Source organism: Acidocella sp. MX-AZ02 (assembly GCF_000306035.1).
Taxonomy (GTDB): Bacteria; Pseudomonadota; Alphaproteobacteria; order Acetobacterales; family Acetobacteraceae; genus Acidocella; species Acidocella facilis.
The window spans coordinates 305,521-327,837 of record NZ_JH976210.1 but is presented as its reverse complement, the minus strand read 5'-3'; the positions used below and the strand labels follow the sequence as shown (position 1 = coordinate 327,837).

At 66.2% G+C, this 22,317-nt stretch carries 24 protein-coding genes and 1 pseudogene; 7 read left to right on the top strand and 18 right to left on the bottom strand.

The features are described from left to right. The gene (locus MXAZACID_RS16175; protein ID WP_008495588.1) at positions 1 to 1,830 is read right to left on the bottom strand and encodes a glycoside hydrolase family 15 protein; all 1,830 of its coding nucleotides are present in this window, start codon (positions 1,828 to 1,830) and stop codon (positions 1 to 3) included. 4 nt (positions 1,831 to 1,834) lie between these two features. After that, entirely contained in the window at positions 1,835 to 2,686 is an 852-nt protein-coding gene (locus MXAZACID_RS16170; RefSeq protein WP_008495587.1) for a glucose 1-dehydrogenase, read from the bottom strand. A 209-nt stretch (positions 2,687 to 2,895) separates the two neighbouring features. Here MXAZACID_RS16170 and MXAZACID_RS16165 point away from each other — a divergent pair, with 209 nt between their 5' ends. The 3 genes from MXAZACID_RS16165 to MXAZACID_RS18895 all read left to right on the top strand — a co-directional run bounded on the left by MXAZACID_RS16165 (position 2,896) and on the right by MXAZACID_RS18895 (position 5,865). Continuing rightward, positions 2,896 to 4,323 (top strand): aldehyde dehydrogenase family protein, encoded by a 1,428-nt coding sequence (locus tag MXAZACID_RS16165; RefSeq protein ID WP_008495586.1) that lies wholly within the window; start codon positions 2,896 to 2,898, stop codon positions 4,321 to 4,323. 12 nt (positions 4,324 to 4,335) lie between these two features. Beyond that, positions 4,336 to 5,046, top strand: coding sequence for a ribonuclease activity regulator RraA (locus MXAZACID_RS16160; protein ID WP_008495585.1), 711 nt, complete (start codon positions 4,336 to 4,338; stop codon positions 5,044 to 5,046). 561 nt (positions 5,047 to 5,607) lie between these two features. Continuing rightward, positions 5,608 to 5,865, top strand: a complete 258-nt coding sequence (locus MXAZACID_RS18895; RefSeq protein WP_008495584.1) for a Cro/CI family transcriptional regulator — start codon at positions 5,608 to 5,610, stop codon at positions 5,863 to 5,865. Between the two features lie 70 nt (positions 5,866 to 5,935). On the opposite strand, the gene MXAZACID_RS16155 is transcribed toward MXAZACID_RS18895, so the two are convergent. Genes MXAZACID_RS16155 through MXAZACID_RS16080 form a run of 16 tightly spaced genes read right to left on the bottom strand, consistent with a single transcriptional unit; the run spans position 5,936 to position 18,501 of the window. Then, positions 5,936 to 7,063, bottom strand: coding sequence for a flagellar biosynthesis protein FlhB (locus tag MXAZACID_RS16155; RefSeq protein ID WP_008495583.1), 1,128 nt, complete (start codon positions 7,061 to 7,063; stop codon positions 5,936 to 5,938). Then, entirely contained in the window at positions 7,056 to 7,820 is a 765-nt protein-coding gene (locus tag MXAZACID_RS16150; protein WP_008495581.1) for a flagellar biosynthetic protein FliR, read from the bottom strand. Before MXAZACID_RS16150 ends, MXAZACID_RS16155 begins: the two co-directional genes overlap by 8 nt. Position 7,821: 1 nt before the next feature. Further along, positions 7,822 to 8,100, bottom strand: a complete 279-nt coding sequence (locus MXAZACID_RS16145; RefSeq protein ID WP_008495580.1) for a flagellar biosynthetic protein FliQ — start codon at positions 8,098 to 8,100, stop codon at positions 7,822 to 7,824. Further along, positions 8,100 to 8,900 (bottom strand): flagellar type III secretion system pore protein FliP, encoded by an 801-nt coding sequence (fliP, locus tag MXAZACID_RS16140; protein ID WP_083878851.1) that lies wholly within the window; start codon positions 8,898 to 8,900, stop codon positions 8,100 to 8,102. Before fliP ends, MXAZACID_RS16145 begins: the two co-directional genes overlap by 1 nt. Next, complete coding sequence (locus MXAZACID_RS16135; RefSeq protein ID WP_008495578.1) at positions 8,887 to 9,177, bottom strand: flagellar biosynthetic protein FliO; 291 nt, start codon at positions 9,175 to 9,177, stop codon at positions 8,887 to 8,889. The genes fliP and MXAZACID_RS16135 overlap by 14 nt, the downstream gene beginning before the upstream one ends. A 6-nt stretch (positions 9,178 to 9,183) precedes the next feature. After that, positions 9,184 to 9,645, bottom strand: a complete 462-nt coding sequence (gene fliL, locus MXAZACID_RS16130) for a flagellar basal body-associated protein FliL (protein ID WP_008495577.1) — start codon at positions 9,643 to 9,645, stop codon at positions 9,184 to 9,186. Then, positions 9,642 to 11,585, bottom strand: coding sequence for a flagellar basal body rod C-terminal domain-containing protein (locus tag MXAZACID_RS16125; RefSeq protein WP_008495576.1), 1,944 nt, complete (start codon positions 11,583 to 11,585; stop codon positions 9,642 to 9,644). Before MXAZACID_RS16125 ends, fliL begins: the two co-directional genes overlap by 4 nt. Beyond that, positions 11,582 to 12,472, bottom strand: a complete 891-nt coding sequence (locus MXAZACID_RS18020) for a glycoside hydrolase family 73 protein (protein ID WP_008495574.1) — start codon at positions 12,470 to 12,472, stop codon at positions 11,582 to 11,584. The genes MXAZACID_RS16125 and MXAZACID_RS18020 overlap by 4 nt, the downstream gene beginning before the upstream one ends. Position 12,473: 1 nt before the next feature. Continuing rightward, on the bottom strand, positions 12,474 to 13,532 hold the full coding sequence (locus tag MXAZACID_RS16115) for a flagellar basal body P-ring protein FlgI (protein ID WP_234731637.1): 1,059 nt from the start codon (positions 13,530 to 13,532) through the stop codon (positions 12,474 to 12,476). A 32-nt stretch (positions 13,533 to 13,564) separates the two neighbouring features. After that, positions 13,565 to 14,248 carry a flagellar basal body L-ring protein FlgH gene (locus MXAZACID_RS16110; RefSeq protein ID WP_008495572.1) on the bottom strand — a complete coding sequence of 228 codons (684 nt, stop codon included), beginning with the start codon at positions 14,246 to 14,248 and terminating at the stop codon, positions 13,565 to 13,567. After that, positions 14,245 to 15,039 (bottom strand): flagellar basal-body rod protein FlgG, encoded by a 795-nt coding sequence (gene flgG, locus MXAZACID_RS16105; protein ID WP_008495571.1) that lies wholly within the window; start codon positions 15,037 to 15,039, stop codon positions 14,245 to 14,247. Before flgG ends, MXAZACID_RS16110 begins: the two co-directional genes overlap by 4 nt. A 4-nt stretch (positions 15,040 to 15,043) precedes the next feature. Then, positions 15,044 to 15,787, bottom strand: a complete 744-nt coding sequence (locus tag MXAZACID_RS16100) for a flagellar hook-basal body complex protein (RefSeq protein WP_008495570.1) — start codon at positions 15,785 to 15,787, stop codon at positions 15,044 to 15,046. A 21-nt stretch (positions 15,788 to 15,808) separates the two neighbouring features. After that, positions 15,809 to 17,023 carry a flagellar hook protein FlgE gene (locus MXAZACID_RS16095; RefSeq protein ID WP_008495569.1) on the bottom strand — a complete coding sequence of 405 codons (1,215 nt, stop codon included), beginning with the start codon at positions 17,021 to 17,023 and terminating at the stop codon, positions 15,809 to 15,811. After that, positions 17,023 to 17,718, bottom strand: a complete 696-nt coding sequence (locus MXAZACID_RS16090) for a flagellar hook assembly protein FlgD (RefSeq protein WP_008495568.1) — start codon at positions 17,716 to 17,718, stop codon at positions 17,023 to 17,025. Before MXAZACID_RS16090 ends, MXAZACID_RS16095 begins: the two co-directional genes overlap by 1 nt. 2 nt (positions 17,719 to 17,720) lie before the next feature. After that, the gene (gene flgC / locus MXAZACID_RS16085; RefSeq protein ID WP_008495566.1) at positions 17,721 to 18,134 is read right to left on the bottom strand and encodes a flagellar basal body rod protein FlgC; all 414 of its coding nucleotides are present in this window, start codon (positions 18,132 to 18,134) and stop codon (positions 17,721 to 17,723) included. A gap of 19 nt (positions 18,135 to 18,153) precedes the next feature. Beyond that, positions 18,154 to 18,501 carry a flagellar basal body protein gene (locus MXAZACID_RS16080; RefSeq protein WP_008495565.1) on the bottom strand — a complete coding sequence of 116 codons (348 nt, stop codon included), beginning with the start codon at positions 18,499 to 18,501 and terminating at the stop codon, positions 18,154 to 18,156. Positions 18,502 to 18,827: 326 nt separating this feature from the next. On the opposite strand from MXAZACID_RS16080, the gene fliE reads away from it, so the two are divergent. The 4 genes and pseudogenes from fliE to MXAZACID_RS19490 form a co-directional block, all read left to right on the top strand. Further along, positions 18,828 to 19,127: a flagellar hook-basal body complex protein FliE gene (gene fliE, locus MXAZACID_RS16075; protein WP_008495564.1), complete on the top strand. Its 300-nt coding sequence runs from the start codon at positions 18,828 to 18,830 to the stop codon at positions 19,125 to 19,127. Between the two features lie 4 nt (positions 19,128 to 19,131). Beyond that, positions 19,132 to 20,703: a flagellar M-ring protein FliF C-terminal domain-containing protein gene (locus MXAZACID_RS16070; RefSeq protein WP_008495563.1), complete on the top strand. Its 1,572-nt coding sequence runs from the start codon at positions 19,132 to 19,134 to the stop codon at positions 20,701 to 20,703. Then, a complete protein-coding gene (locus MXAZACID_RS16065) occupies positions 20,700 to 21,746 on the top strand; it encodes a flagellar motor switch protein FliG (protein WP_234731641.1) in 1,047 nt (348 codons plus the stop codon). Before MXAZACID_RS16070 ends, MXAZACID_RS16065 begins: the two co-directional genes overlap by 4 nt. Then, positions 21,746 to 22,317 (top strand): annotated as a pseudogene (locus MXAZACID_RS19490) (hypothetical protein); the annotation flags it as partial. The gene MXAZACID_RS16065 and the pseudogene MXAZACID_RS19490, both read left to right, overlap by 1 nt.

Genomic DNA, 22,317 nt, shown 5'->3' with positions numbered 1-22,317 from the left:
TCAGACCGCCTCCGAGGATGTCACCGGCGCCGCCGCGCCATCGCCGTCGGCGCGTTTGGCCGCCGGGCCGTTGGCGCGGGTGAGGTTGTAGGCGGAGTTGATCAGGCCGATATGCGAGAAAGCCTGCGGGAAATTGCCGACCTGCCGCTTCGCCCTGGCGTCATACTCCTCCGCCAGCAAGCCGAGATCGTTGCGCAGGGACAGGAGTTTTTCAAACAATTCCTCCGCCTCCTGGAAGCGGCCGAGCAGCACGTAATTATCAACGAGCCAGAAGCTGCAGGCGAGGAACGCGCCTTCATTGCCGGAGAGCCCGTCCGTCCCGGCCTCGGTGCGGTAGCGCAGCACGAAACCTTCGCTGAGCAAATCTTCCTCGATCGCCTTCACCGTGCCGGCGACACGCGGATCATCCGCCGGCAGGAAGCCGGTGAGCGCGATCAGCAGCAAGGAGGCATCAACCTCCTTCGCGCCGTAATATTGCACGAAGCAATTACGGGATTTATCGAAGCCTTTGGCACAGACCTCCTCGTGAATCGCCTTTCGGATGCGCCGCCATTCGCCGACCGGCCCTTCATGGCCATAGTCCTCGACCAGGCGCACCGCGCGGTCGAACGCCACCCAGGCCATCACCTTGGAATGGGTGAAATGCCTTCGCCCGCCGCGCATTTCCCAGATGCCATCATCCGGCTGGTCCCAGATCTTCGCCAGCCGCTCCAGCAATTCCAGAACGAGATTCCATACGCCCTCTTCCTGCGGCAGATTCTGCTTGCGGGCGAAATAGAGCGCGTCCAGCACCTCGCCATAGATATCGAGCTGCACCTGGCCGGAGGCGGCATTGCCGATGCGCACCGGCTTGGAGTTTTCATAGCCGGGGAGCCAGTCCAGCTCATATTCATCGAGCCGGCGCGCGCCATCCAGCCGGTACATGATCTGCAATTGCTCGGCACTGCCGGCGATGGCGCGCGAGAGCCAATGGCGCCAGCGCTTCGCCTCCTCCACATAATTGGATTCGAGCAAGGCGTAGAGGGTCAGCGTCGCATCGCGCAGCCAGCAGAAGCGGTAATCCCAGTTGCGCTCGCCGCCGAGCTGCTCGGGCAGCGAGGTGGTGACGGCCGCGACGATCCCACCGGTTTCGAAATGCGCCAGCGATTTCAGCGTGATCAGCGAGCGCTGCACTTCATCGCTATATTTGCCCGCACCGGGGAAGCGCGCCGCCCATCCGGTCCAGAAATCCTCTGTCTCCGCCAGCGCCGCCTGCAAATCAACCGGCGGCGGTTCGTCGCGGTAGGAGAGCGTCCAGCCCAGAGCGAAATCCATGATCTCGCCTTGTTTGACGGTGAAATGCAGCTGGTCACGAATGGCGCCGTCGGCCGGGCGGATGCTCGATTGCAGCACCAGCTGGTCCGGCCCGACGACGAATTTCAGCCGCCCATCCCCCAGCTGCGTCACCCAGGGGATGGAGGCGCCGTAATCGAAACGCACGCACAAAGCGGCATTCATTTCGATTGTGCCGGAAATCCCCTCCACCCGCCGGCAGAGATAAGAACGCCCTTCCTCACGCGCCATGAAATCGATGAGCTTGGCGCTGCCGCCATCGGTTTCATAGAACGTCTCCAGGATCAGCGTCTTGCCCCGGTAGGCGCGGTGCGAGCGGTGCGCGCCGCTGGGGGCGATGCGCCAACGGCCATTGCTTTCATCGCCGAGCAGAGCCGCGAAACAGGCCGCGCTGTCGAAGCGCGGCATGCACAGCCAGTCCACCGAGCCGTCGCGGCAGACCAAAGCCGCCGTCTCGCCATTGCCGATAACGGCATAATCCTCGATTTTCGCCGCCATGATGTTATCCCCCGTGCGCGAAGCCGGGATACAGCGTCATGCCGCCATCGACGAACAAAGTGGCGCCGGTGACGTAGTCGGACTCATCCGAAAGCAGCCAGGTGACAGCGCGGGAAATATCGTCCGGCTCGCCGATGCGGTTATAGGGCACCAGCTTCATCAGATTATCGTAGGCCTCCTGCGTCGCCCAGGCATCATGGTTGATCGGCGTGCGGATCGCCCCCGGCGCCACCGCATTCACCCGCACCCGCATCGGCGCCACTTCCTGGGCGATGCTGCGCATCATCATGTTGATGCCGCCTTTCGAGGCCGCGTAATTCACGTGGCCGGCCCAGGGAATTTGCTGATGCACCGAGCTCATGCAGACGATCTTGCCCAGCGCCGCCGAGACCTCCGGCTGCGGGCCGCGGCGTTTATATTCGCGCACCGCCGCGCGCACGGTGAGGAACTGGCCGGTGAGGTTGACGCCGATCACCGCGTTCCACTGTTCCAGCGTCATGTCCAGCAAAGCCGCGTCGCGCTGGATGCCGGCATTGCTCAGCACCGCGTGCAGCGTGCCATATTCCTTCACCCCGGCGGCGAACAGCGCCTCCACATCCTCTTCCTTGGAGACATCCGCCTGCACGGTGATGGCGCGCCTTCCCAGCGCTTCGATCTCATGCGCCAGCTCGTCAGCCGCCTCCGGGCTGCCATTATAATCGATCACCAGATCCGCCCCGGCGCGGGCCATGCCGAGGGCCGAGGCACGGCCAAGGCCGGAGCTGGCGCCCGTCACCAGGGCCTTGTGGCCGACCATCGTCTGCGCGTAGGGACGTTTGGCCAGCTGATCCACAATCTGGCGTTGATCGTCGGGCATGATGTGCTCCTTTTTGGACAATGCTGAAAAAGAGGTGGGGCGGTTACAGGCGGGATCAACGCAAAAGCCCCGGCTGTAACCCAACGGAAACATGTAAACCCTGTCAGCTTATGGACATGCGGCGGTCCTCCCGCAGAGGGGCCCGGGTTTGACAAGCCGCCCCCTTCTGCCGGTAGGATCGCCGCAAATTCATGACGCGGAGCGTTTTTATGAGCCATAATATGCAGTTCTTCATCGATGGGGCGTGGGTGGACCCGATCACCCCGCAGGCGATCGAGGTGATCGACCCCTCGACCGAAGAGGCCTTCACCACCATTTCCGGCGGCTCCGCTGGCGATGTGGACAAGGCGGTGGCGGCGGCGAAGGCGGCCTTCGAGAGCTTCTCGCGCACCAGCCCGAGGGAGCGGCTGCAGCTGCTGGAGTCGGTGCTGGCGGAATATGACAAGCGCTATGAGGATATCGCCCAGGCCTGCAGCCAGGAGATGGGCGCCCCGCTGGCCTTCGCCCGCGACGCGCAGGCCTGGATCGGCCAGGCGCATCTGCGCGAGATCGTGCGGGTGATGAAAGAGTATAAATTCGCCTGGATGGAAGGCGACATGCAGATCGTCAAAGAGCCGATCGGCGTGGTGGGGATGATCACCCCGTGGAACTGGCCGCTGAACCAGATCACCTGCAAGGTCGGCCCGGCGCTGGCGGCGGGCTGCACCATGGTGCTGAAGCCTTCCGAGGTGGCGCCGCTCACCGGCATCATCTTCGCCGAGGTGATGGAAAAAGCCGGCGTGCCCAAGGGCGTGTTCAACCTGGTGAATGGCGATGGCGCCAGCGTCGGCGCGGCGCTCTCCGCGCATCCGGATGTGGATATGATGAGCTTCACCGGCTCCACCCGGGCGGGCATTCTCGTCGCCAAGGCGGCGGCGGACACGGTGAAGCGCGTGCACCAGGAGTTGGGCGGCAAATCCCCCAATATCCTGCTGCCGGAGGCGGATTTCGCCAAGGCGGTGCCGCAGGGTGTGGCCAATCTATTCTCCAATAGCGGCCAGAGCTGCAACGCGCCCTCGCGCATGCTGGTGCCGCGCGCCCGCCATGAGGAGGTGGTGGAGCTGGCCCGGGCCGCCGCGGCGAATTTCGTGGTGGGCGATCCGCGCTCGGAGAACTCCAATCTCGGCCCGGTGGTGAGCAAGATCCAGTTCGATAAGATCCAGGGGCTGATCGAGGCGGGGATCGCCGAGGGGGCGACGCTGGTGGCCGGCGGGCCAGGCCGGCCGGAGGGGCTGAGCCGGGGCTATTATGTGCGCCCGACCGTGTTCGCCGGGGTGACGCCGGAGATGCGCATCGCCCGGGAAGAGATTTTCGGGCCGGTGCTCGCGATCATGCCCTATGACAGCGAGGAAGCCGCGATCGCCGAGGCGAACAACACGGTGTACGGGCTGGCCGCCTATATCCAGTCCGAGGATCTGGCCAAGGCACGGGCGGTGGCGAGCCGGATGCGCGCCGGGACGGTCTATATCAACGCCCCGCCGACGAAGATTTCCGCCCCCTTCGGCGGCTTCAAGCAATCCGGCAATGGCCGCGAATGGTCGCATTGGGGGCTGGATGAGTTCCTGGAGATCAAAGGCGTGGTTGGGTACGGGGCCTGAGGGGAGCTATCGATGAAGCTCGACGCCACCACCATCGCCACGCTGGAGGGCATTTCCACTGCCACCCTGACCACGGTGCTGCTGAAGAAAGGGCTGCGCAATGTCTGGCTGCGCGGCACAAAGCCGCTGAAGGCGGGGCAGACGCGCCTGGTCGGCCCAGCCTTCACCCTGCGCTTCGTGCCGGCGCGTGAGGATCTGGCCACCCCGGCCTCCTGGGCCTCGCCGATCTCCACCCGTGCCGCCATCGAGGCGATGCCGGAGGGCTGCATCGCCGTCGTCGATGCGATGGGCGTCACCGATGCCGGGATTTTCGGTGACATACTCTGCCGGCGCATGCGCCTGCGCGGTGTCGCCGCGCTGGTGACGGACGGGGTGGTGCGCGATGCCGCCGGGGTGCTGGCGAGCGAGCTGCCGGTCTGGTGCGCCGGCATCGCCGCCCCGCCTTCCGTCGCCGGGCTTACCTTCGTCGGCTGGCAGGAGCCGGTGGGCTGCGGCGGCGTCGCGGTGTTCCCGAACGACGTCATCGTCGTGGACGATGACGGCGCGGTGGTGATCCCGCAGGCGCTGCTGGCGGAGGTGGTCGCCATCGCCGTCGAGCAGGAGCGCCAGGAAAGCTGGATCTATGCCCAGATCGAGGCCGGGGCGGCGCTGCCCGGGCTGTACCCGCCGAACGAGGAAAACAAGGCGCGCTATGAGGCGTTCAAGGCGGCGCAGGGGACGTAAAGCCAGCCCAGCACTGCCGGCGAGGGCGCAGGACGCCGCGCCGGCAGCCCTACATGACAAGTAGGCCATACAAGTAGGCCATCCGGCCTCCTCCCATATCGCCCGAAAACGCCAAGAAGCCGCCTGCGGTTTTCCACCCGCCGCGAAAATGTCCGAATTTTTTTCAGGCCTCCTGAAAAAAATCCCTCACCGCCCCTGGCGCGGCCAAAAAACATATCGTTTTCAAACAGATAAAGCATGCGGGCCGGGGCGCTCCCGGTCCCGTTCCGGGCCTTGTTTGTCCCGGGTCTTCACCGCCCCTCCACAGCCTTATCCACAATGTTATCCCGGACGCTGTGGATAAATCATTGCCATTCCTTAAGACTTTCTCGGTAGGGTTGATGTAGGCGGTCTCACTTTAAAAAATTAACTAAAAACTTAGACTTGCATGTCTATATTTTTTTGCATACCCGTAAAGCACGGATTTGCAGTTTCGATAAAGAACCTATATCGTTACCAAAACATAATGGCTGCTGGCAAAAGCTGCCAGACTATGAGCCGGACCGAGAAGGACAAGGAAAGATGGCACGCAGACCCAGCTATGAGCGGCGGCCGACTCAAAAGGAGCGCCGGGATATTGTCGAACAGGCCCCCACCGTTCGGGACGTGATCGAAGCGTTCGGCGGGGTGAAGGATGTGGCGGATACGGTGGGCATCGCGCATCCGTCGGTCTGCCAATGGGTGCGTGAAAACCGCATTCCGCCAGGCCGGGTGAGCGAGCTGGCGAAACATTACCGCGTCACCCGCACCGCCTTGTCGCGTTTCGTGGCGTTGCGCTGAGGGGTTAAGAGACCCGCCAAAAGCTGCTTTTGGGGGATTCGACCGCACCCTGCTGCCTTGCCAAAGCGGCTTAATCCTCGGTCACGCGCCGCCGGCCCGGCACGGTGATCTCGCCGCTGCCCGGTTTGGGCGGTTGCGGGCGCTCACCGCCGCGCGCCCGCCAGGCCTGCAGGCGCCAGACATAGGCCAGCACCTCGGCGCAGGCGCGGTAGAGGGCCACCGGCACATGCTCGTCCGGCTCCACATAGCGATAGACCGCGCGCGCCAGCGGCGGGGCCTCCACCAGCGGGATGCCGAAGGCGCGGGCCCGGGAGATGATCTCCTCCGCCTGCAGCCCCGCGCCTTTCGCCAGCAGCAAGGGCGCGCGGTCCGCGCCCTTCCGGTAGCGTATGGCGCAGGCATAATGGGTCGGGTTGGTGACGATGACGCTGGCCTCGGGGATGCGCTGCATCTGCCGGGCCCGGGCCATCTTGCGGGCGAGCCGGCGCTGCTGGGATTTCACATGCGGATTGCCGGCGACATCCTTCATCTCCTCACGCATCTCGCTGTCGGACATGCGCAGGCTGCGCCGGTGCAGCCAGATCTGTAAGGCCAGATCCCCCGCCCCCAGCACCAGCACCGCCAGGCCGGAGGCGCCCAGCACCTGCAGCACCAGCAGCAGCACGGTCTCAGGGTCCGGCCGCAGCGGCCCGGCGAGGCCCGCGAATTCGTCGTGATGCAGCAGGATCATCAGCCCCCCTGCCCCGCCGATCACCGCGACTTTCAGCAGATTCTTGGCGTTCTCGATCAAGCCGGTGGTGGAGAAGATCTGCGAGAGGCCGCGATCGGGCATCAGCGCCGCGAAATCCGGCATCAGCGGGTTGAGGGTGAAGACGAAGCCGCCGGAGGCGAAGCTGGCCGCCACCGCCAGCAAAGCCAGCAACAGCAGCAGCGGCGCGATATCGTGCAGCATCGCCGCTTCCCAGCCGCTGGCCGCACCCAGCGATGCGGTGCCGGCCTGGGCCAGGCAGCCCGCCATGTCCGCCGCCAGCCGCCCGCCCAAGCCCCCCGCGGCGGTGAGCCCGGCGATGATGATGGCGATGATGATGGCGGCGCGCGGGAAATCCTGCGAGCGGCGGATATTGCCCTTCTCCTGCGCCTGGGCGAGGCGGCGCGCGGTGGGGGCATGTTTCTTGTCTTCCGCGCCGCCCTCAGCCATGGATCAGCCCGCCGAGAGTCTGCATCCCGGCCTGCAGCATGAAGCGCAGCGCGTGGCCGATATAGAACACCGATTCCGTCATCACCCAGAGCCCGCCCAGGATCAGCAGCGGAAAACCGATGGAAAGCAGATTGAGCTGCGGCGCGAACACGGTGGTGAGGCCAATGGTGAGATTGATGCAGAGTGCCACGGCGATCACCGGCAGCGACAGCGCCACCGCGCTGCCGATCAGCATATTGCCGAGCTGCGCATAACCGCCCCAGACGCCGAGATTGGGCAGGCCAACCCCGTGATCGAAGGAATTGAACAGCGCGCTGAACAGCCATTCCACCCCGCCCGCCGCCATGAAGCCGACCAGCCCGGCCCAGCTCATGATGTCATAGAGCACCGGGGTGTCGCCGCTGGCGCCCAGCATCTGCAATTCCGCGAAGCTGAGGCTCATCGACAGCCCGGCGATCTCGCCGACACTGGCGATGGCCTGGACGATCAGCTGCATCACCATGCCGATGGCCGCCCCGAAAGCGATCTGGGTGAGGCCGAGGCCGATCGCGGTGAACGGGTCCGCCGGGTAGGGCGGCAGATGCGGCAGCCAGCCGGCCATGGCCAGGGCGAAGGCGGCAGCGATGATCGCCTTCACCATCGCCGGCATCATCGCCGAGCTGAGCAGCGGGGCGGTGAGCATCAGCCCGGTCAGGCGCAGGAAGGGCCAGAGGAACTGGCCCAGCCACTGCATCACCAGCGCCTGGCTCAGCGCCATCTCAGCCCCAGCTCAGCCGCACCAGCTGCGGCGCATGCGCGATCCAGCTGGTGGCGAAGCGCTCCAGCAGCGGCAATATGCCGAAGGCGCCGGTGAGGCTGAGCCCAATCATCGCCAGCAGCTTGGGCATCAGCGAAAGTGTGGCATCCTCAAGCTGGGTCGCGGCCTGCAGATACCCGATGACAAAGCCCATCGCCAGGATGATGCCGATCACCGGCAGCAGCACCATCAGCTCGGTGGCCAGCGCCTGGTGCAGCAGGCGCAGATAAAGCGGCGCCATCAATGGCCCGGCACCGCGAAACTGTTGGCCAGCGTGCCGAGGATCAGCACCCAGCCATGGATGGAGACGAACATCAGCAGCTTCAGCGGCAGCGAGATCAGCGTCGGCGAGACCATGATCATGCCGAGCGACATCAGCACCGAGGCGACGGCGAGGTCGATCAGCACGAAGGGGATATAGATCAGAAAGCCGATCTGAAACGCCGTCTCCAGCTCCGAGGTGGCGAAGGCCGGGACCAGCACGGTGAAGGGCACGGATTGCGGGCTGGCATAATGGTTGCCGGAGAGATCGACGAAGAGATGCAGCGGCTCGGCGCGGGTCTGGCCGAGCATGAAGGCCTGCAAGGGCGGCTGCGCCGCCTGCACCGCCTGCTCGAAGGTGAGTTTGCCGTCCAGATAGGGCTGCAGGGCGTCCGTTTGTTCCTGCTGGATCACCCCGCGCATCACGAACACGGTGAGCGCCAGAGAGAGCGCGATCAGCACCATGTTCGGCGGCGTGGTCTGCAGCCCCAGCGCCTGGCGCAGGATGGAGAGCACGATGATGATGCGGGTGAAGGCGGTCATCAGCAGAATGATGCCGGGCAGGAAGGCGAGCGCGGTGATGACCAGCAGCGCCTGAATGTCGAGCGAGTAGGTGGCACCCTGCTTGCCATTGACCGACTGCACCAAGGCCAGGCCGGAGGCCGGGCTGGCGGCCGGGCTGGCGGCCGGGCTGGCGGCCGACGTGGCAGCATGGGCGAGGGCGACGCCGCCAATGGCCAGCAGCATGAGCCCGGCGAGGAGCGGCTTAAGCCTCATCATCGTCTCGATCATCTGGCCGATCCAGCCGGCCGATGCGCGTCACCCCGTCCCGGCCGATGCCGATGAGAAAACGCTGCCCCTCGATCTCCGCCACCGCCAGCATATTGCGCCCGCCCAGCGACCGCACATGGCTGAGATTGATCTTCTGCGCGGCACTTGCACGCTGGCCGAAGCGCCCGCGCTGCAAGGCCCGCGCCACCCACCAGGCCAGGCCCAGCAGCGCGAAGATCACCAGCAGCGAGGTGAGCGAGGAGGCCCAGAGCGAGGCAGGCGGCATCAAAGACTAATCCTGCACCACGAGATTGGTGATGAAGGCGGCGGTGAAGGGGGCGGTTTGCGCGTAATGGCGGCTCTGCAGCGCGGCATTCACCACCTCCAGGCTCTGCTGCTCGATCTGCTGGCGCACCGCCGGGTCGCTCAGCGTTTTCGCCGATTGGCGCATCAGGATGCCGATGAGCTGGGAACGGATGATCGGCTCGATGGTGGAGAAATTCGCCAGCTGGTCTTCCTTGCCGGTCTGGAATTGCAGCGTCACATCGACGAAATCCGCCGGCGGGTCGCCCGCCTGGTCGGGAATGCTGACGACGAGATCCGCCAGCTGCGCGAAGAAAATCGGGGAGGGTTTGGCGGGCCTGGCGGCTTGCTTGCCGGGCTTGGCGGTCAGGGTCAGGTAGGCATAGGCGCCGCCACCGCCCAGCGCCAGCAGCACGACCGCGCCGAGCGCGATGAAGACCGCCTTTTTCATGCCCCCACCGCCGTCATCAGCGAGGAGAACATGCTGCGGGCGACGCTGATCACCTGCGCCGAGGCCTGGTAGGCCTGCTCGTAATTGCTCAGCAGCACCGCCTGCTGGTCGGAATTCACCCCGCTCTGCGTCTGCAGATTGGCGGTGGCGCTGGTGACGAGATCGGCATTGTCAGTGGCGCTGGTCTGCGCCGCCTGGGCGCCGACGCCGAGATTGGCGCTCAGATCGACCACGCTCTGCTCCAGCGTGCCGGAGGATGTGGTGCCGGCGGCGGTGAAGAGGGCGGCCATGCGGGTGGCGTTGGAGCCGCTCTGGGCGCCGCCCGGGGTCAGGCTCAGCGTGTCGCCGGCGGCGGGGGTGCCGGTGATCGGCAATTGCCAGTAGCTGCCCGCGGCGGCGCTGTTCGACGGATAGGCCACGGCGATGCTGCCCCCCGCCGTGCTGGAGAAGCTGCCGGAGGCGATCACGGTATTCGGCGCGCTGGCGGTGGCGATGCTGTAGGCGGTGGGCGAGGTGAAGGTGACGATGAGGCTCTGCCCGTAATCCGCCGCCGGCACGAGGGCGGCGTTGCTGTTGGGCGTGGTCACCACCGTATCGGTGCCCGGGGTGATGCTGCCGGCATTGTTGTCGACGATGGCGCCGCTGGCTTGCAGCGTGCCCGCACTGGCCACGTATGGGTCGGCGGCGGCGATGTCCTGCGGGGTGGTGGCGGTTACCGCGATGGCGCTGGCGGCATCCGGGGCGGGGTTCAGCGTCCAGCTATCGCCGGTGGCGGGGGTGCCGGTGACCGCCAGCGTCATGCCCGCCACGCTGGGCGGGGTGCCGGTGACGCTGAGGCTCTGGCCGGTGGCCTGGTTCACCGCGCTCCAGCCGCTGCTGCTATAGGTGAGGGTGAAGGGGCCGCCATTGGTGGGCAAGGCGGCGGCGTTCAGCGCGCTGACACTCACCGTGGCGGCGCCGCTATTGCTTTGCGATACGGTGGCGGTGGCGGCCGGCACGCTGAACAAAGCCCCGCCCTGGGCGCCGCTGCTGGTCAGCCCTTGCGCCTGGGCGGTGTTCATGGCGCTGGCGAACACCGTGGCCAGCGCGTTCAGCCCCTGTTGCGCCTGGGCACCGGCCTGGTAGCTGTAAAGCGCGCCGCCGATCGCGCCATCCTCCTCGCCGGCGGTGAGGGTGGTGCCGTCATTGCCGACCAGCACGGTCGGCCCGCCTTTCGCCGTGGTGCCAACGCTCAAGGTTTTCGCCCCGGCCTGGGTGAGCAGCATGGTGCCGCCGGCACTCACCACCACCCCGCCATCCGCCTGCGCGGTGACGGTGACGCCGACCAGGCTGGAAAGCGAATTCAACGCCGCCTGCTGCTGGTCGAGCAGGCTGGAATCATTCGGCGCGCCCTGCAGGGATTTATTGATCGCGGCGAGCTGGGTGAGCAGCCCGTTGGCGCTGGTGACATCGGTGCTCAGCGTCGCGCTCGACTGCGCCATCACGCTCTGGATCGAGCCGCCGGCACTCTGGAAGGCGCTGGTGACACCGCCCGCGGCCGAGAGCACGGTGGCGGCCTGGGCATCGCTGGTCGGCTCCGAGGCCAAGGTGGAGAGATCGCCGAACAAGGTGCTCATCGCGCTCTGCACATTGCCATTGCCGGTGAGCGCGTTGGAGAGCGCGGTGAGCTGGGTGGAGAGCAGGCTGGAGGCGCCGGCGCCGGTATTGGCGGTGCGCAGCTGCTGGGCGGCGAAGGCGCTGCTGGCGCGCGTCACGTTGGGGGCGAGCACGCCCGCCCCGGCCTGGCCGGCACCGGCCGTGGCCTCGGCGGCGCTGACACTCTCCACCGCATAGCCGGCGGTGCTGGCATTGGTGAGGTTGTTGGAGACCGTCTCGATCCCGGCCTCGAACAAAGCCAGCCCGGAGGCGGCGGTGGACAAAGCGCTGCTGATGCCGCTCATGGGGAGGCTACCTTCTGCGTTGCGGTGACGCCCAGCGCATCAAGCACCTGCGCCATCATCGGGGATTGGGAAATGCTGACGATTTTCGCCGCGTAATGGCTGTCGGTCGCGTAGCCGCCCTGCTGCAGGGCGGTGGCGAAGCCATCCACGCTGTCCTGCCCGGCCGCGCCGGGAAACACATCCTGCACGCGGCGGACATAATCCTGCACGCTGGCGCTGGGCGTGGCGTAATCCTTGAAGGCGGCGCTGGTTTGGGTCAGCACGCCATCCACCATCTCGCTGGTGGCCCGGGTGGTGGCTTCATCGCCCGGGGCGGCTTTCATGCCGAAGAGATTATGGCCGGGGGCAGCCGCGCCCCAGCCGGTTTCCAGCGCCGCCTGCGCGAGAATGCCGACCGGCGGCACCCCCAGAGTCTGCGCCGCCTGCTCCACCGCCGGCCAGATCTGCTTGGCGAAGCTCTTGGCCTGGCCGATGAGATCGGAGGCCGCGCCAGACTCGGCCTCCGCCTGCGGGGCCGCCAGCGGGCTTTCGCTGACCGGCGCCATGCTTGCCCCCGGCGCCGCGCTCAGCAGCGACTCCAGCGCGCCGGGGGGCAGCTGCGAGAGGGCCGGGGTGGCGCTCTGCGGCAGCGCGCTGGCCTCGCCATATTGGCGCAACGCCGCCTGCACCATCTGCCCGTCCAGCCCGCCGAAATCATTCTGCGCGATATTCCACAGGAACATGCTCTGAAATTCAGAACCACCGGGGCCGAGGCTGGATGCATCCATGCCGGTCTCGTTCATCGAGGACAGCACCTGGTACCACAGCATGCCGGTCATTTTCTCGACCTGCTGGGTGATCGCCTGGCGCGAGGGCGGGGCATGGCCGGTGGGCGGGATCAGGCTCATCTCAGATCACCTTGATCCGGCCCTTGATCGCCCCGGCCTCTTTCAGCGCCTCGATGATGGCGATGAGATCCTGCGGGCTGGCCCCCACCGCATTCAGCGCCGCCGCCACCTGCTGCAAGGTTGCCGCATGCGGCAGCATGATCACCTGCGCCTTGGATTGCTTGGCGCTGACCGCGGTGTTGCGCACGCCAACCGTGGTGCCGTTGGAGAACGGCCCAGGCTGGCTCACGGCATTCTGCGTCTGGATGCTTACCGTGAGGTCGCCATGGCTGACCACGGCGGGGCCGAGTGTCACACCTTCATTCATCACGATGGTGCCGCTCTGCGCATCGACGATGATCAGCGGCTCGGGCTGCGGCGCGGTGATCGGCAGGGCGAGCAGATCCGCCATGAAGCCGACCGGGCTGGCGCCGGCGGCGGCGGTGACATCCACCTCGCCCGGCGAGACCGCATTGGCGGTGTTGGGGCCGAAGGCGCGGTTGATGGTATCGGCGATGCGCTGCGCGGTCTGGAAGCTGGGATCATCCACCAGCAGCGCGGACATGCCGTTGACGGCGAAGTTCGCGGGAATGCTGCTGGCCAGGATGGCCCCGCCCGGCAGCGTGCCGGTGGTGGGCACGTTCACTTTCGTACTGGTGCCGCCTGCACCCGCGGCAAAACCGGAGACCAGCAGCGGGCCCTGCGCCTGGGCGTAGATATTGCCGTTGCCGCCGCGCAGCGGGGTGGGCAGCAGCACGCCGCCGGCGAGCGAGGCGGCATTGCCAACGGCGGAGACGGTCACGTCGATCTTCTGGCCCTGATGCGCGAAGGCCGGCACTTCCGCGGTGACCATCACCGAAGCGACATCCTGCGGCATCATCGTGCTGACATTGTTCATCGCCACACCCATGTTGCGCAGCATGTTGAGAATGGCCTGCTGGGTGTAGGGCACCTGGGTGGTCTGGTCGCCGGTGCCGGGCAAGCCGACGACGAGGCCGTAGCCGAAAAGCTGGTTCGGCGGCGCGCCCTGCACGCTGACCAGCTCGCCGATCGTCGTCTGCGCCCACGCGGCCGGAGCCAACGCCAAAAGCCCAAGCAGGAGCAGGACGTTCTTCAAAACGGCGAAACCTTGGAGAGAACGCGCTGCAGCCAGGGCACGGTATGCGCATCATTGATCGGCCCGTTGCCGACATATTGCACATTCATGTTGGCGATATTGTCCGAGGAGATGGTGGCGTTGGCGGCGATGTCGTCCGGACTGGCATAGCCGGTGACGACGATGCTGGTGACGTTGCCGTTGATGTTGACATTGGTGCGGCCCTGGATGGCCAGCGTGCCGTTCGGGTCCACCCCGGTCACCACCGCCTCGACCGCGCCGGTAATGTCGTTGGCGGCAACATCCGAGCCGGTGCCGGTATATTGCTGATCCGAGCTGGCGCCGATGGAAGGCGAGAGGCTGCCGCCATTGATATGGCCGAAGCTCATCGGGATGCCCATGAAATTGGTCATCGAATCATTGATGCTGCCCTTGCGGGTCAGCCCGGCATTGTCGCTGTTGCTGGCGGTGGAGCTGGTGACGATGTCGATGGTGATCAGATCGCCGATCTTCCAGTCCCGGCGCGGCGCGTAGAGCGAGCCGGCGGTGCCGCCGGAAAACACCGAGCCGTTCACCGCTTCCGGCTGGGGCTGCACATCCACCGGAAACGGGGCGGGCTTGACCAGCTGCGTCTGCGTCGGCGGGTGGGTGGCGCAGCCGGCCAGCAGCGCCAGCAGCGCCAGAGGCAGCCTAGGATTCATGCGCCCTGCGCGGCGTTGGCCAGATAGCCAAGCTCGGAGCCGACGGAGGTGGCGACCTGGGTGCCGAGCTGGTAGGTGCGCTCGGCCGAGATCATGCTCACCATCTGCTGCACGACATCGACATTCGAGCTTTCCAGATAATCCTGGTTGATCGAACCGAGCCCGTTGGTCTGCGGCGCGCCGACGGTGGGGGCTCCCGAAGAGGTGGTCTGGGCGTAGAGATTATTGCCCAGCGGCTGCAGCCCCTGGGCATTGATGAAGTTGGCGAGCTGGATCTGCCCGACCTGGGTGGAGGTGCTGGAATTCGCCTCCGTCACCGAGACCGTGCCATCCGTGCCGACGGTGACCGAGGTAGCGTTGGAGGGGATGGTGATCGCCGGGATCAGCTGGTCGCCATTGGCGGTGACCAGCTGGCCGCTCTGATTGACCTGGAAGGAGCCATCGCGCGTGTAGGCGGTCTGGCCGGAGGGCAGCTGCACCTGGAAATAACCGGCGCCGTTGATCGCCAGATCATACGGGTTGCTGGTGCTGGTCAGCGTGCCTTGGGTTTCGATCTGCTTGATCGAGGCCACCTTCACGCCGGTGCCCAGCTCCAGCCCGGAGGGGTATTGCGTCTGCCCGGTGGCATCGGCACCCGGCTGCGTCTGGTTCTGATAGAGCAGCGTCTGGAATTCCGGCGTCTCGGATTTGTAGGCGGTGGTGTTCGCGTTCGCCAGATTATCGGCGATCGTGTCCATCATCGTCTGGCTGGCTTCGAGCCCGCTGGCGACAGTGTCGAGGGTCGGGTTCATGCTCTTATCCTTGCGCGAGGAGGGTGTTCAGATCGCTGCTCGCACTGCTCTGGCTTTTCGTCAGCTGTGCCTGCAACTCATAGGATTTGCTGTCATCGATCATCTGCATCATCGCCATCGTCGGATCGACATTGCTGCCGTTGAGATAGCCCTGATGCAAAGCACCATCGGCGGAGGGTACCAGCGGGGCGCCGGGCTGCGCCTGGTAGAGGGAGTTGCCCAGCGGGGTGAGGCTGCCGCTCGGGCTCGCGACCATGGCGATCTGCCCGAAGGCCTGCGCCAGCGATCCGCCGGAGCCGGCGACGACACCGGAGATGGTGCCATCCGCTCCGATCTTGATGCTGGAGAGCTGCGGCAGGCTGATCGGCGTGCCGCCCAGGCCCAGCACCGGGTTGCCGGAGCTGTCGGTGAGCAGGCCGGCATTGGAGATGGAGAGCGCGCCGTCGCGGGTCAGCGCGGTGCCGTTGGCGGTCTGCACCGTCAGCCAGCTATCGCCGGAGAGGCCGACATCGAGATCATCCCCGGTATGGGTCATGCTGCCCTGTTTGAGGTCCGGCCCCGGGAGGGTGGCGACCACCGCCCCGCCCGGCGGCGCGTTCGCCCCCGTGTAGGTCGCGGTTTCCGCCTGCGCCTGCACCGCCGCGTAGCCTGGCGTGTTGGCGTTGGCGATGTTGGCCGAGACCGCCTGCAGCTGCGCGTCGATATCCTCAAGCCCGGACATCGCGGTGAAGAGCGAACTGGTCTGCATCGCGGCCTCTCTAACCTACCGTCAGATCTGCACGAGGCGCTGGGCGTCCTGCTGCTCGGTCTGCAGCACGGAGGTATCGGCCTGGTAGGCCTGCTGATACTGGATCAGCGAGACCAGGAGCGAGGAGGTGGAAGCGTTGGAGGCTTCCAGATAGCCGCCCTCGACCGTGCCGGACTGGCCGTTGCCGGGCGCGTTCACCACCGCCACACCGGAGCTGTTGGTGCTGGCGTAGAGATTGCCGGAGACATCCTGCAGCCCTTCCGGATTGATGAAATTGGCCAGCGCGAGGGTGCCGTTGGTGATGGTCTGCCCGTTGGAGTAGGTGGAGACGAGCTGGCCGGAGGAATTGACCGAGCTGCCGCTATAGGTGCCCGCGGCGTAGCCGTCATTGGTCAGCCCGGCCACGGCGAAATTCTGCGCCGCCAGGCTGGTGCCGGCGAAGTTGAAGCTCAGCGCGGAATTGGCGGCGCCATTGCCCCAGTTCACATTCAGCGTCGCCGGGCTGCCGCTGGCCAGGGTGCCATCGGTGTTGAAGTTCAGCGTGGTGAGCTGCTGCGCGCTGCCGACATTGGTGCCGGCCGAGGTCGCCGGCTGGGCATAGACCGTCCAGCTCGGCGTGGCGCCGCCCGTGGCCTGGTTCTGCACCATATAGAGCTTCACCGTATTGGCGTTGCCCAGCGAATCGTAGGCGACGGTGGAGGTGCTTTCGCTGTAGGTGCTGCGATCCGCCGCGTTGAAGGCGGTGGTGGCGGGGATCTGGGTGTCGCCGGAATTCAGGTCGAGATCAACACCGAGATTGGCGCTGGCGGTGGCCTTCATGGCGCCGGTGGAAACGCTCAGCGCGCTGAGCGTGCCGGAGGTGGCGGCCCCGGTATAGCCCATCACCGAAGACCCGGTGAGGGTTTGCAGCGTGCCGTCGCTGCTGAGCTTGAAGGCGCCATCGCGGGTATATTGCTGGGTGCCGTTATTGGAGACGACGAAATAGCCATTGCCCTGAATCGCCGCATCCAGCCCGTTGCCGGTGCTGGTCAGGCCGCCCTGGGAGATGTTGGTATCCATGCCCTCCGTCGCCGCGCCATAGCCGGGAACGCCGGTTTCGCCGGTCGGGTAGACATCCTCGAACAAGGAGGTCTGGCTCTTGAACGCCGTGGTGCTGGCATTGGCGAGATCGTTGGAGACGGTGTTGAGCCCGGTCTGGGCGGCATCGAGGCCGGAAAGGGCGGTCTGCAAGGACATCAGGAAGCTCCCAGAACGGTGGAAACGGAGGACACAGCCAGCGGCGTGGTGCTGCCAGCGACATTCAAGGTCGGCGAGGAGGAAGAGAGATTCACACCCTCGACCGTGTAGACCGCGTAGGTTGTCGCCTGCACCGCATTGTTCGTGCTGTCATGCGCGGAAATGCTGTAGGTATATTGCTTGCCGGCACTCCCGCCGGTCCAGTGGAAGCTCTGCTGACCGGCCCCCAGCGCGCCCAGATCCATGGTGCCGGCGACCGAACCATTGGCGTTCAGGATGGTGGCGGTAACGTCGCTCGCGGCACTCGGCAAAGTGAAGGCGCCGGTGGCGCTGCCGGATGAATTGGCGGTGATGGTATCGCCCGGCACCGCCACCTGCTTGCCGACCAGATCCGCCGCCTGGCCCATCTGGCTGGCGGCGGTGACGCTTTGCAGCGTGCTCACCTGGGTATTGAGCTTGTTCACCCCATCGACGGTGGCGATCTGCGCGAATTCCGAGGCCATCTGCGTCGGGTCGGCCGGGTTCATCGGGCTTTGATATTGCAATTGCGCTGTCAGCAGCTTGAGAAAATCATTCTGCGTCAGCGCGCCGGCGGCCGAGCCGGAGCCGGAGGAGGCGCTGGTGCTGGCGGTGGTCGAGGCCGCGACGGAGGCGGCGTTGACGCTGCCGGTGGCGCTGGTGGCGAGCGAGGTCATGGTCAGGACACCTGGAAGGATTGGATCATCTGCTGGTCGATCCGGCTGGCCTGCTCCAGCACCGCGACCGAGGCGGAATAGCTGTTGGAGCTGTCGATCATGTTGACCATCTCCTGGGCACGATCGACATTCGACCCGGTGACATAGCCTTGCGCATTCGCGTAGGGGCTGGAGGGATCGTAGGTCTGGTGCGGGGCGGCGGCACTATGGTCAACACCCAGAACGCTCACCCCCAGCGCGGCGCCGCTGCCCGCATCCACCACAGGTGCGGCCTCGAACACCGGCTCCTCGGCGCGGTAAGGCTGCGCGCCGGGCGCGGTGGCGGTATCGGCATTGGCGAGGTTGGAGGCCACCGCCGACATGCGCAGATTCTGGGCATCCAGCGCGGAGCCGACGATGCTGAAAATTCCGGTCATGCGCGCTCTCCTTTAAAGCTCAGGTGCCGTTGGGGTTGGGCCGCAACGCGGTGATCAGATCGGCCGTGGATTGGCGCAGGAAGGTCGAAGCACCCTGCATCATCTCGCCATTCTGCGCATCCTCGACGCGCTCGGCATCGAGATCGACATCATTGCCGTTGAGGCCGACCGTGGCATCGGCGCGGTACTGCGCCTGCGGCGTGGCCCCGGGGCTCTCCAGCTGCTGCGCCAGGGAGGCGGTGAAATCCACGTCCGCCGCCTTGAATCCGGGCGTGTCCGCGTTCGCGATATTATTCGCGATCAAATTCTGGCGATCCTGCGCGACATTCAGGACGGCGCCGTAGAAGGAGAGAAATCCGGGCTGCATCTCGCCCGAAACCTTCACGAAATGTTAGAATTTAGCAAGACAAAAAGCGGTGACAAATGCCGTATTCCACAGAAATCTATTTGGTGTGTTCACAAAGCATTTTGGCCTACCTACACGAGACACAAAACATAATATCATTTATTCGACAAAACAGCCTCAAAAAACTAATAAATCTACAAACCAAATGTAGGCTGAATGATTTGTGTGGATAGAACCTACATTAATCCGTGAAGTCGGCAGATAATCCTTGCCCTGGGCACGCGGCTAAATTATCCAACAGACCGTTATCTAACGATTCAGTTAGTTTTGGGTAAGGATCGTTATCCATGAGCATCGGTGCCATTCTGCCTGTTACCGCCGGCCTCGCCACGGCCGGCGCCTCACAGCCCGCGACGGGGGCGGATGGCAGCTTTCTCGACCTCGCCAATGCGGCGTTGCAGGAGGTTTCGGGCGCGCAGGCGCAGGCCGGCACCGCTGAGGCCAGCTATGCCGCGGGGGTGCCCGGCGCCAGCCTGGCGCAGGCGCTGGTGGCCAGCGACAAGGCGGAGACCGCCTGGAGTGCCACCGTCGCGGTGCGCAACGAAGCCGTCTCGGCCTACCAATCGATCATGAATATGCAGTTCTGAGCCGATGGCCGATTGGCGCACGCAGCTCGTTCGGGTGCGTACCCAGGCCGCGCAGGCGCCGCGCCTGCTGCTGGCGGGCGGGGCTGTCATCGCCGCCTCGGCGGCGCTGGTCGGCTGGCTGGAATTCTCCTCGCCGCCCTACGCGGTGCTGCAGGAGGGATTGAGCCCGGCCGAGGGCGGCAAGGTGATCGCGACGCTGCAGAAGCTCGGCATACCCTATCAATTGCGCGAGGCCGGGGATGTGATCCTGGTGCCGGCCCCGCAGCTGGCGCAGGCCCGGCTGCAGCTCGGCGCCGCGCAGGTGCCGGGCGATGATGTGAATAATGCCTGGACGCAGGTGGAAAACGCGCCGATGACCGCCTCCGACCAGGCGCAGCAGGCGATGGGCAACCAGGCGCTGGAACTCTCGCTGCAGCATTCCATCGAAGGGCTGCAGGGCGTGCGCGCGGCGCAGGTCTTTCTGGCGATCCCGGCGCAGACGCCGTTCCTGGCCGACCAGCCGAAACCCTCCGCCTCGGTGGTGATCGACGCCGCGCCCGCCGCCGCGCAGGCGCAGGGTGTGGCGATCGCCGGGCTGGTCGCCGGCGCGGTGCCGGGGATGACGCCGGAGCAGATCACGGTCGAGACCACCGCCGGCGCCACGGTGTTTCCGCAGACCGGGGCGGCCGGCAACGCCGCCCAGCTCGCCACCACTGGCGATATCGAGGCGCAGGCCGCGGCGCGCGTCGCGGATATTCTAACCCCGCTGGTCGGCGCTGGGAATTTTCGCACCGGCATCAGCGCGGATGTGGATTTCACCCAGGTCCGCACGCATCAGACGCTCTATGGTCCCGGCCATCTGGTGCAGCACGCGGTGCAGGACAGCTCCCAGCAGAGCGGCGCCACCCAGGAAGCCGCCATCGGCATTCCCGGCGCGCTCTCCAACCAGCCGCCGGCCGCCACCACCGCCAATCCGGCGCCGGTGCCAACCCAAGCCGGCGGCGCCCCGGCAACCAGCCCCGCCACTACCGCCAGCGCCCAAGGCGCGCAAAGCCCGCAGCAGGTCAGCAGCCAGCAGGACCAGACCTACCAGAACGATGTCAGCGACAGCGACATCACCCATCCGGATTGGGCGGTGAAGGGCATCGCGGTCTCGGTGGTGCTCAACCAGGCGGCGCTGGGCCAGCTTTCCACCGCGCAGGTGAAGAGCGCCATCGCCAGCGCCTTCTCCTATCCCGCCGTCAGCGTGAATGTGCTGGCCGCGCCCTTCCATGCGCAGCCGATCGGCAGCGGCGCGGTGCTGGGAGAGTCCAGCGGCGCCCTCACCCATGCGGCGCTGGAGCTGTTGGCGGCCTTGTTCGTGCTGTTGGGCCTGGCGCTGCCGCTCTCGCGCCGGCTGAAGAGTGTGGATCTGAAAGCCATCCTCACCCCGCCGCTACCGCCACCGCCGCCAGCACCGCCGCCGGTGCTGCGGCCGGAGATGATCACCCCGGCGGTGAATTTCACCCCGCTGCGTGAACAGGTGGCGCAGAATCCGCGCGGGGTCGCCAGCCTGCTGCAAAGCTGGGCCGATGATACGGAGGGGAAGGAGCGATGAGCGTTACCGCCTCCAAACCTACCGTTAAACTGGCTCCGATGCCGCCGGCGGATCCGCTGAGCGGCGTCGAGCGTGTGGCGGTGGTGCTGCAGGAGCTGGGCGAAGAGGCCGCGGCACTGGTGCTGCGCGAGATGGACGACGCGCTGGTGACCAAGATCTCGACCGCGATGACGGCGATGCGCAACGTGCCCTTTGGCCTGCGCAACCAGGTGATGCAGCGTTTCGTCGCGGATATGGGCGAGCAGGGCCTGAGCGGCCCGGCGCTGAAATTCCTGCACCGCACGCTGATCAACGCCTTCGGCGAAGCGCAGGCGCGTGAGATTTTGCGTAGGCTGGCCCGCCAGAACGCCACCCGCGCCTTCCAGCTGCCGGCGCAATGCGACCCGCAGACCCTGGCGGTGCAGATGGCGAATGAGCGGCCGCAGACCATCGCGCTGCTGCTGGCGCATATTCCGCAGGAAATCGCCGCCGAGATGCTCACCTTCCTGCCCGAGGAGCTGGCGGCGGAAGCGCTGTATCGCTTCTCCATCCTGGATGTGGTCTCGCCCAACGCGGTGCTGGAATTGCAGCAGATGGTCGATGAGATGATGCAGGCGGCGGCCTCCGGTGGCAAGCGCGTCGCCAATCTCGGCGGGCCGAAGCTGGCGGCGGAAATCCTCAACCAGCTGCAGGCGGATAAGATGCAGCAGGTGCTGGGCGGCATCGAGGCGCATGACAGCCCGACGGCGGAAAAGATCCGCGAGAATTTGTTCACCTTCCCGGATCTGGTGCGCCTGCCGGATGCGGCGTTGCGGATGCTGCTGCGCGAGATCTCGCCGGAGCTGCTGGCCCCGGCGCTGCGGCTGGCGGATACGGAGCTGAAGGAGCGCTTCTTCGCCAATATCTCGGCGCGCCAGCGCGAGGTGCTGAACGAGGAGCTGACCGGCGGCCCCGGCCTGCGCCGCGCCGATGTGCTGGCGGCGCAAGCGGAAATCGTCGCGGTGGCGCTGCGGCTGGCGGAAGAAGGCAAGATCGCGGTGCGCGCCAGCGAGGAGCTGCTCTGATGCAGGCGCTCCCGCCCAGCAACGCGATGCCGGCCGAGAGCGGCTATAATATGCAGAGCGCTGGCATCCAGAGCGTCTCCCCGCAGAACGCCACTTTCTACATGCAGAGCGCGCCGGCCGACGCCGCGCAAAATGCCGGTGGCGCGTCCGATGACTGGAGCAGCGCCTTGCAGACGGCCCAGCAAAGCAGCACGCCGCCTGCCCCGCAGCCTGCCGCCGAGAGCCGTGACGTCACACAGAGCCGCGACAGCGCGCCGCCGACCGACCAGCCCGCCACCGGCCAGACGCCCGCCAGCCCCACCGACTCGACGACTCACGCCGCCGCCCCCACCGCCAGCGACGCCAGCCAGAGCGCTGGCCCGCATAAGCATGAGGATGGCAGCGACAATAACGGCCTCGGCGCGCTCGCCGCTTTGGTGCTGGGGGTGGCGAGCGGCCAGAGCCAGCCCGCCGCCCCACCCAGCAAGACCGAGAGCAAGGCGGACAGCAAAACCGCCAGCAGCGCCGCCGGCAAGAGCGAAGTCAGCGCGCCCGCAACCGGCAACGCCGCCAGCAGCGGGACCGCCAAATC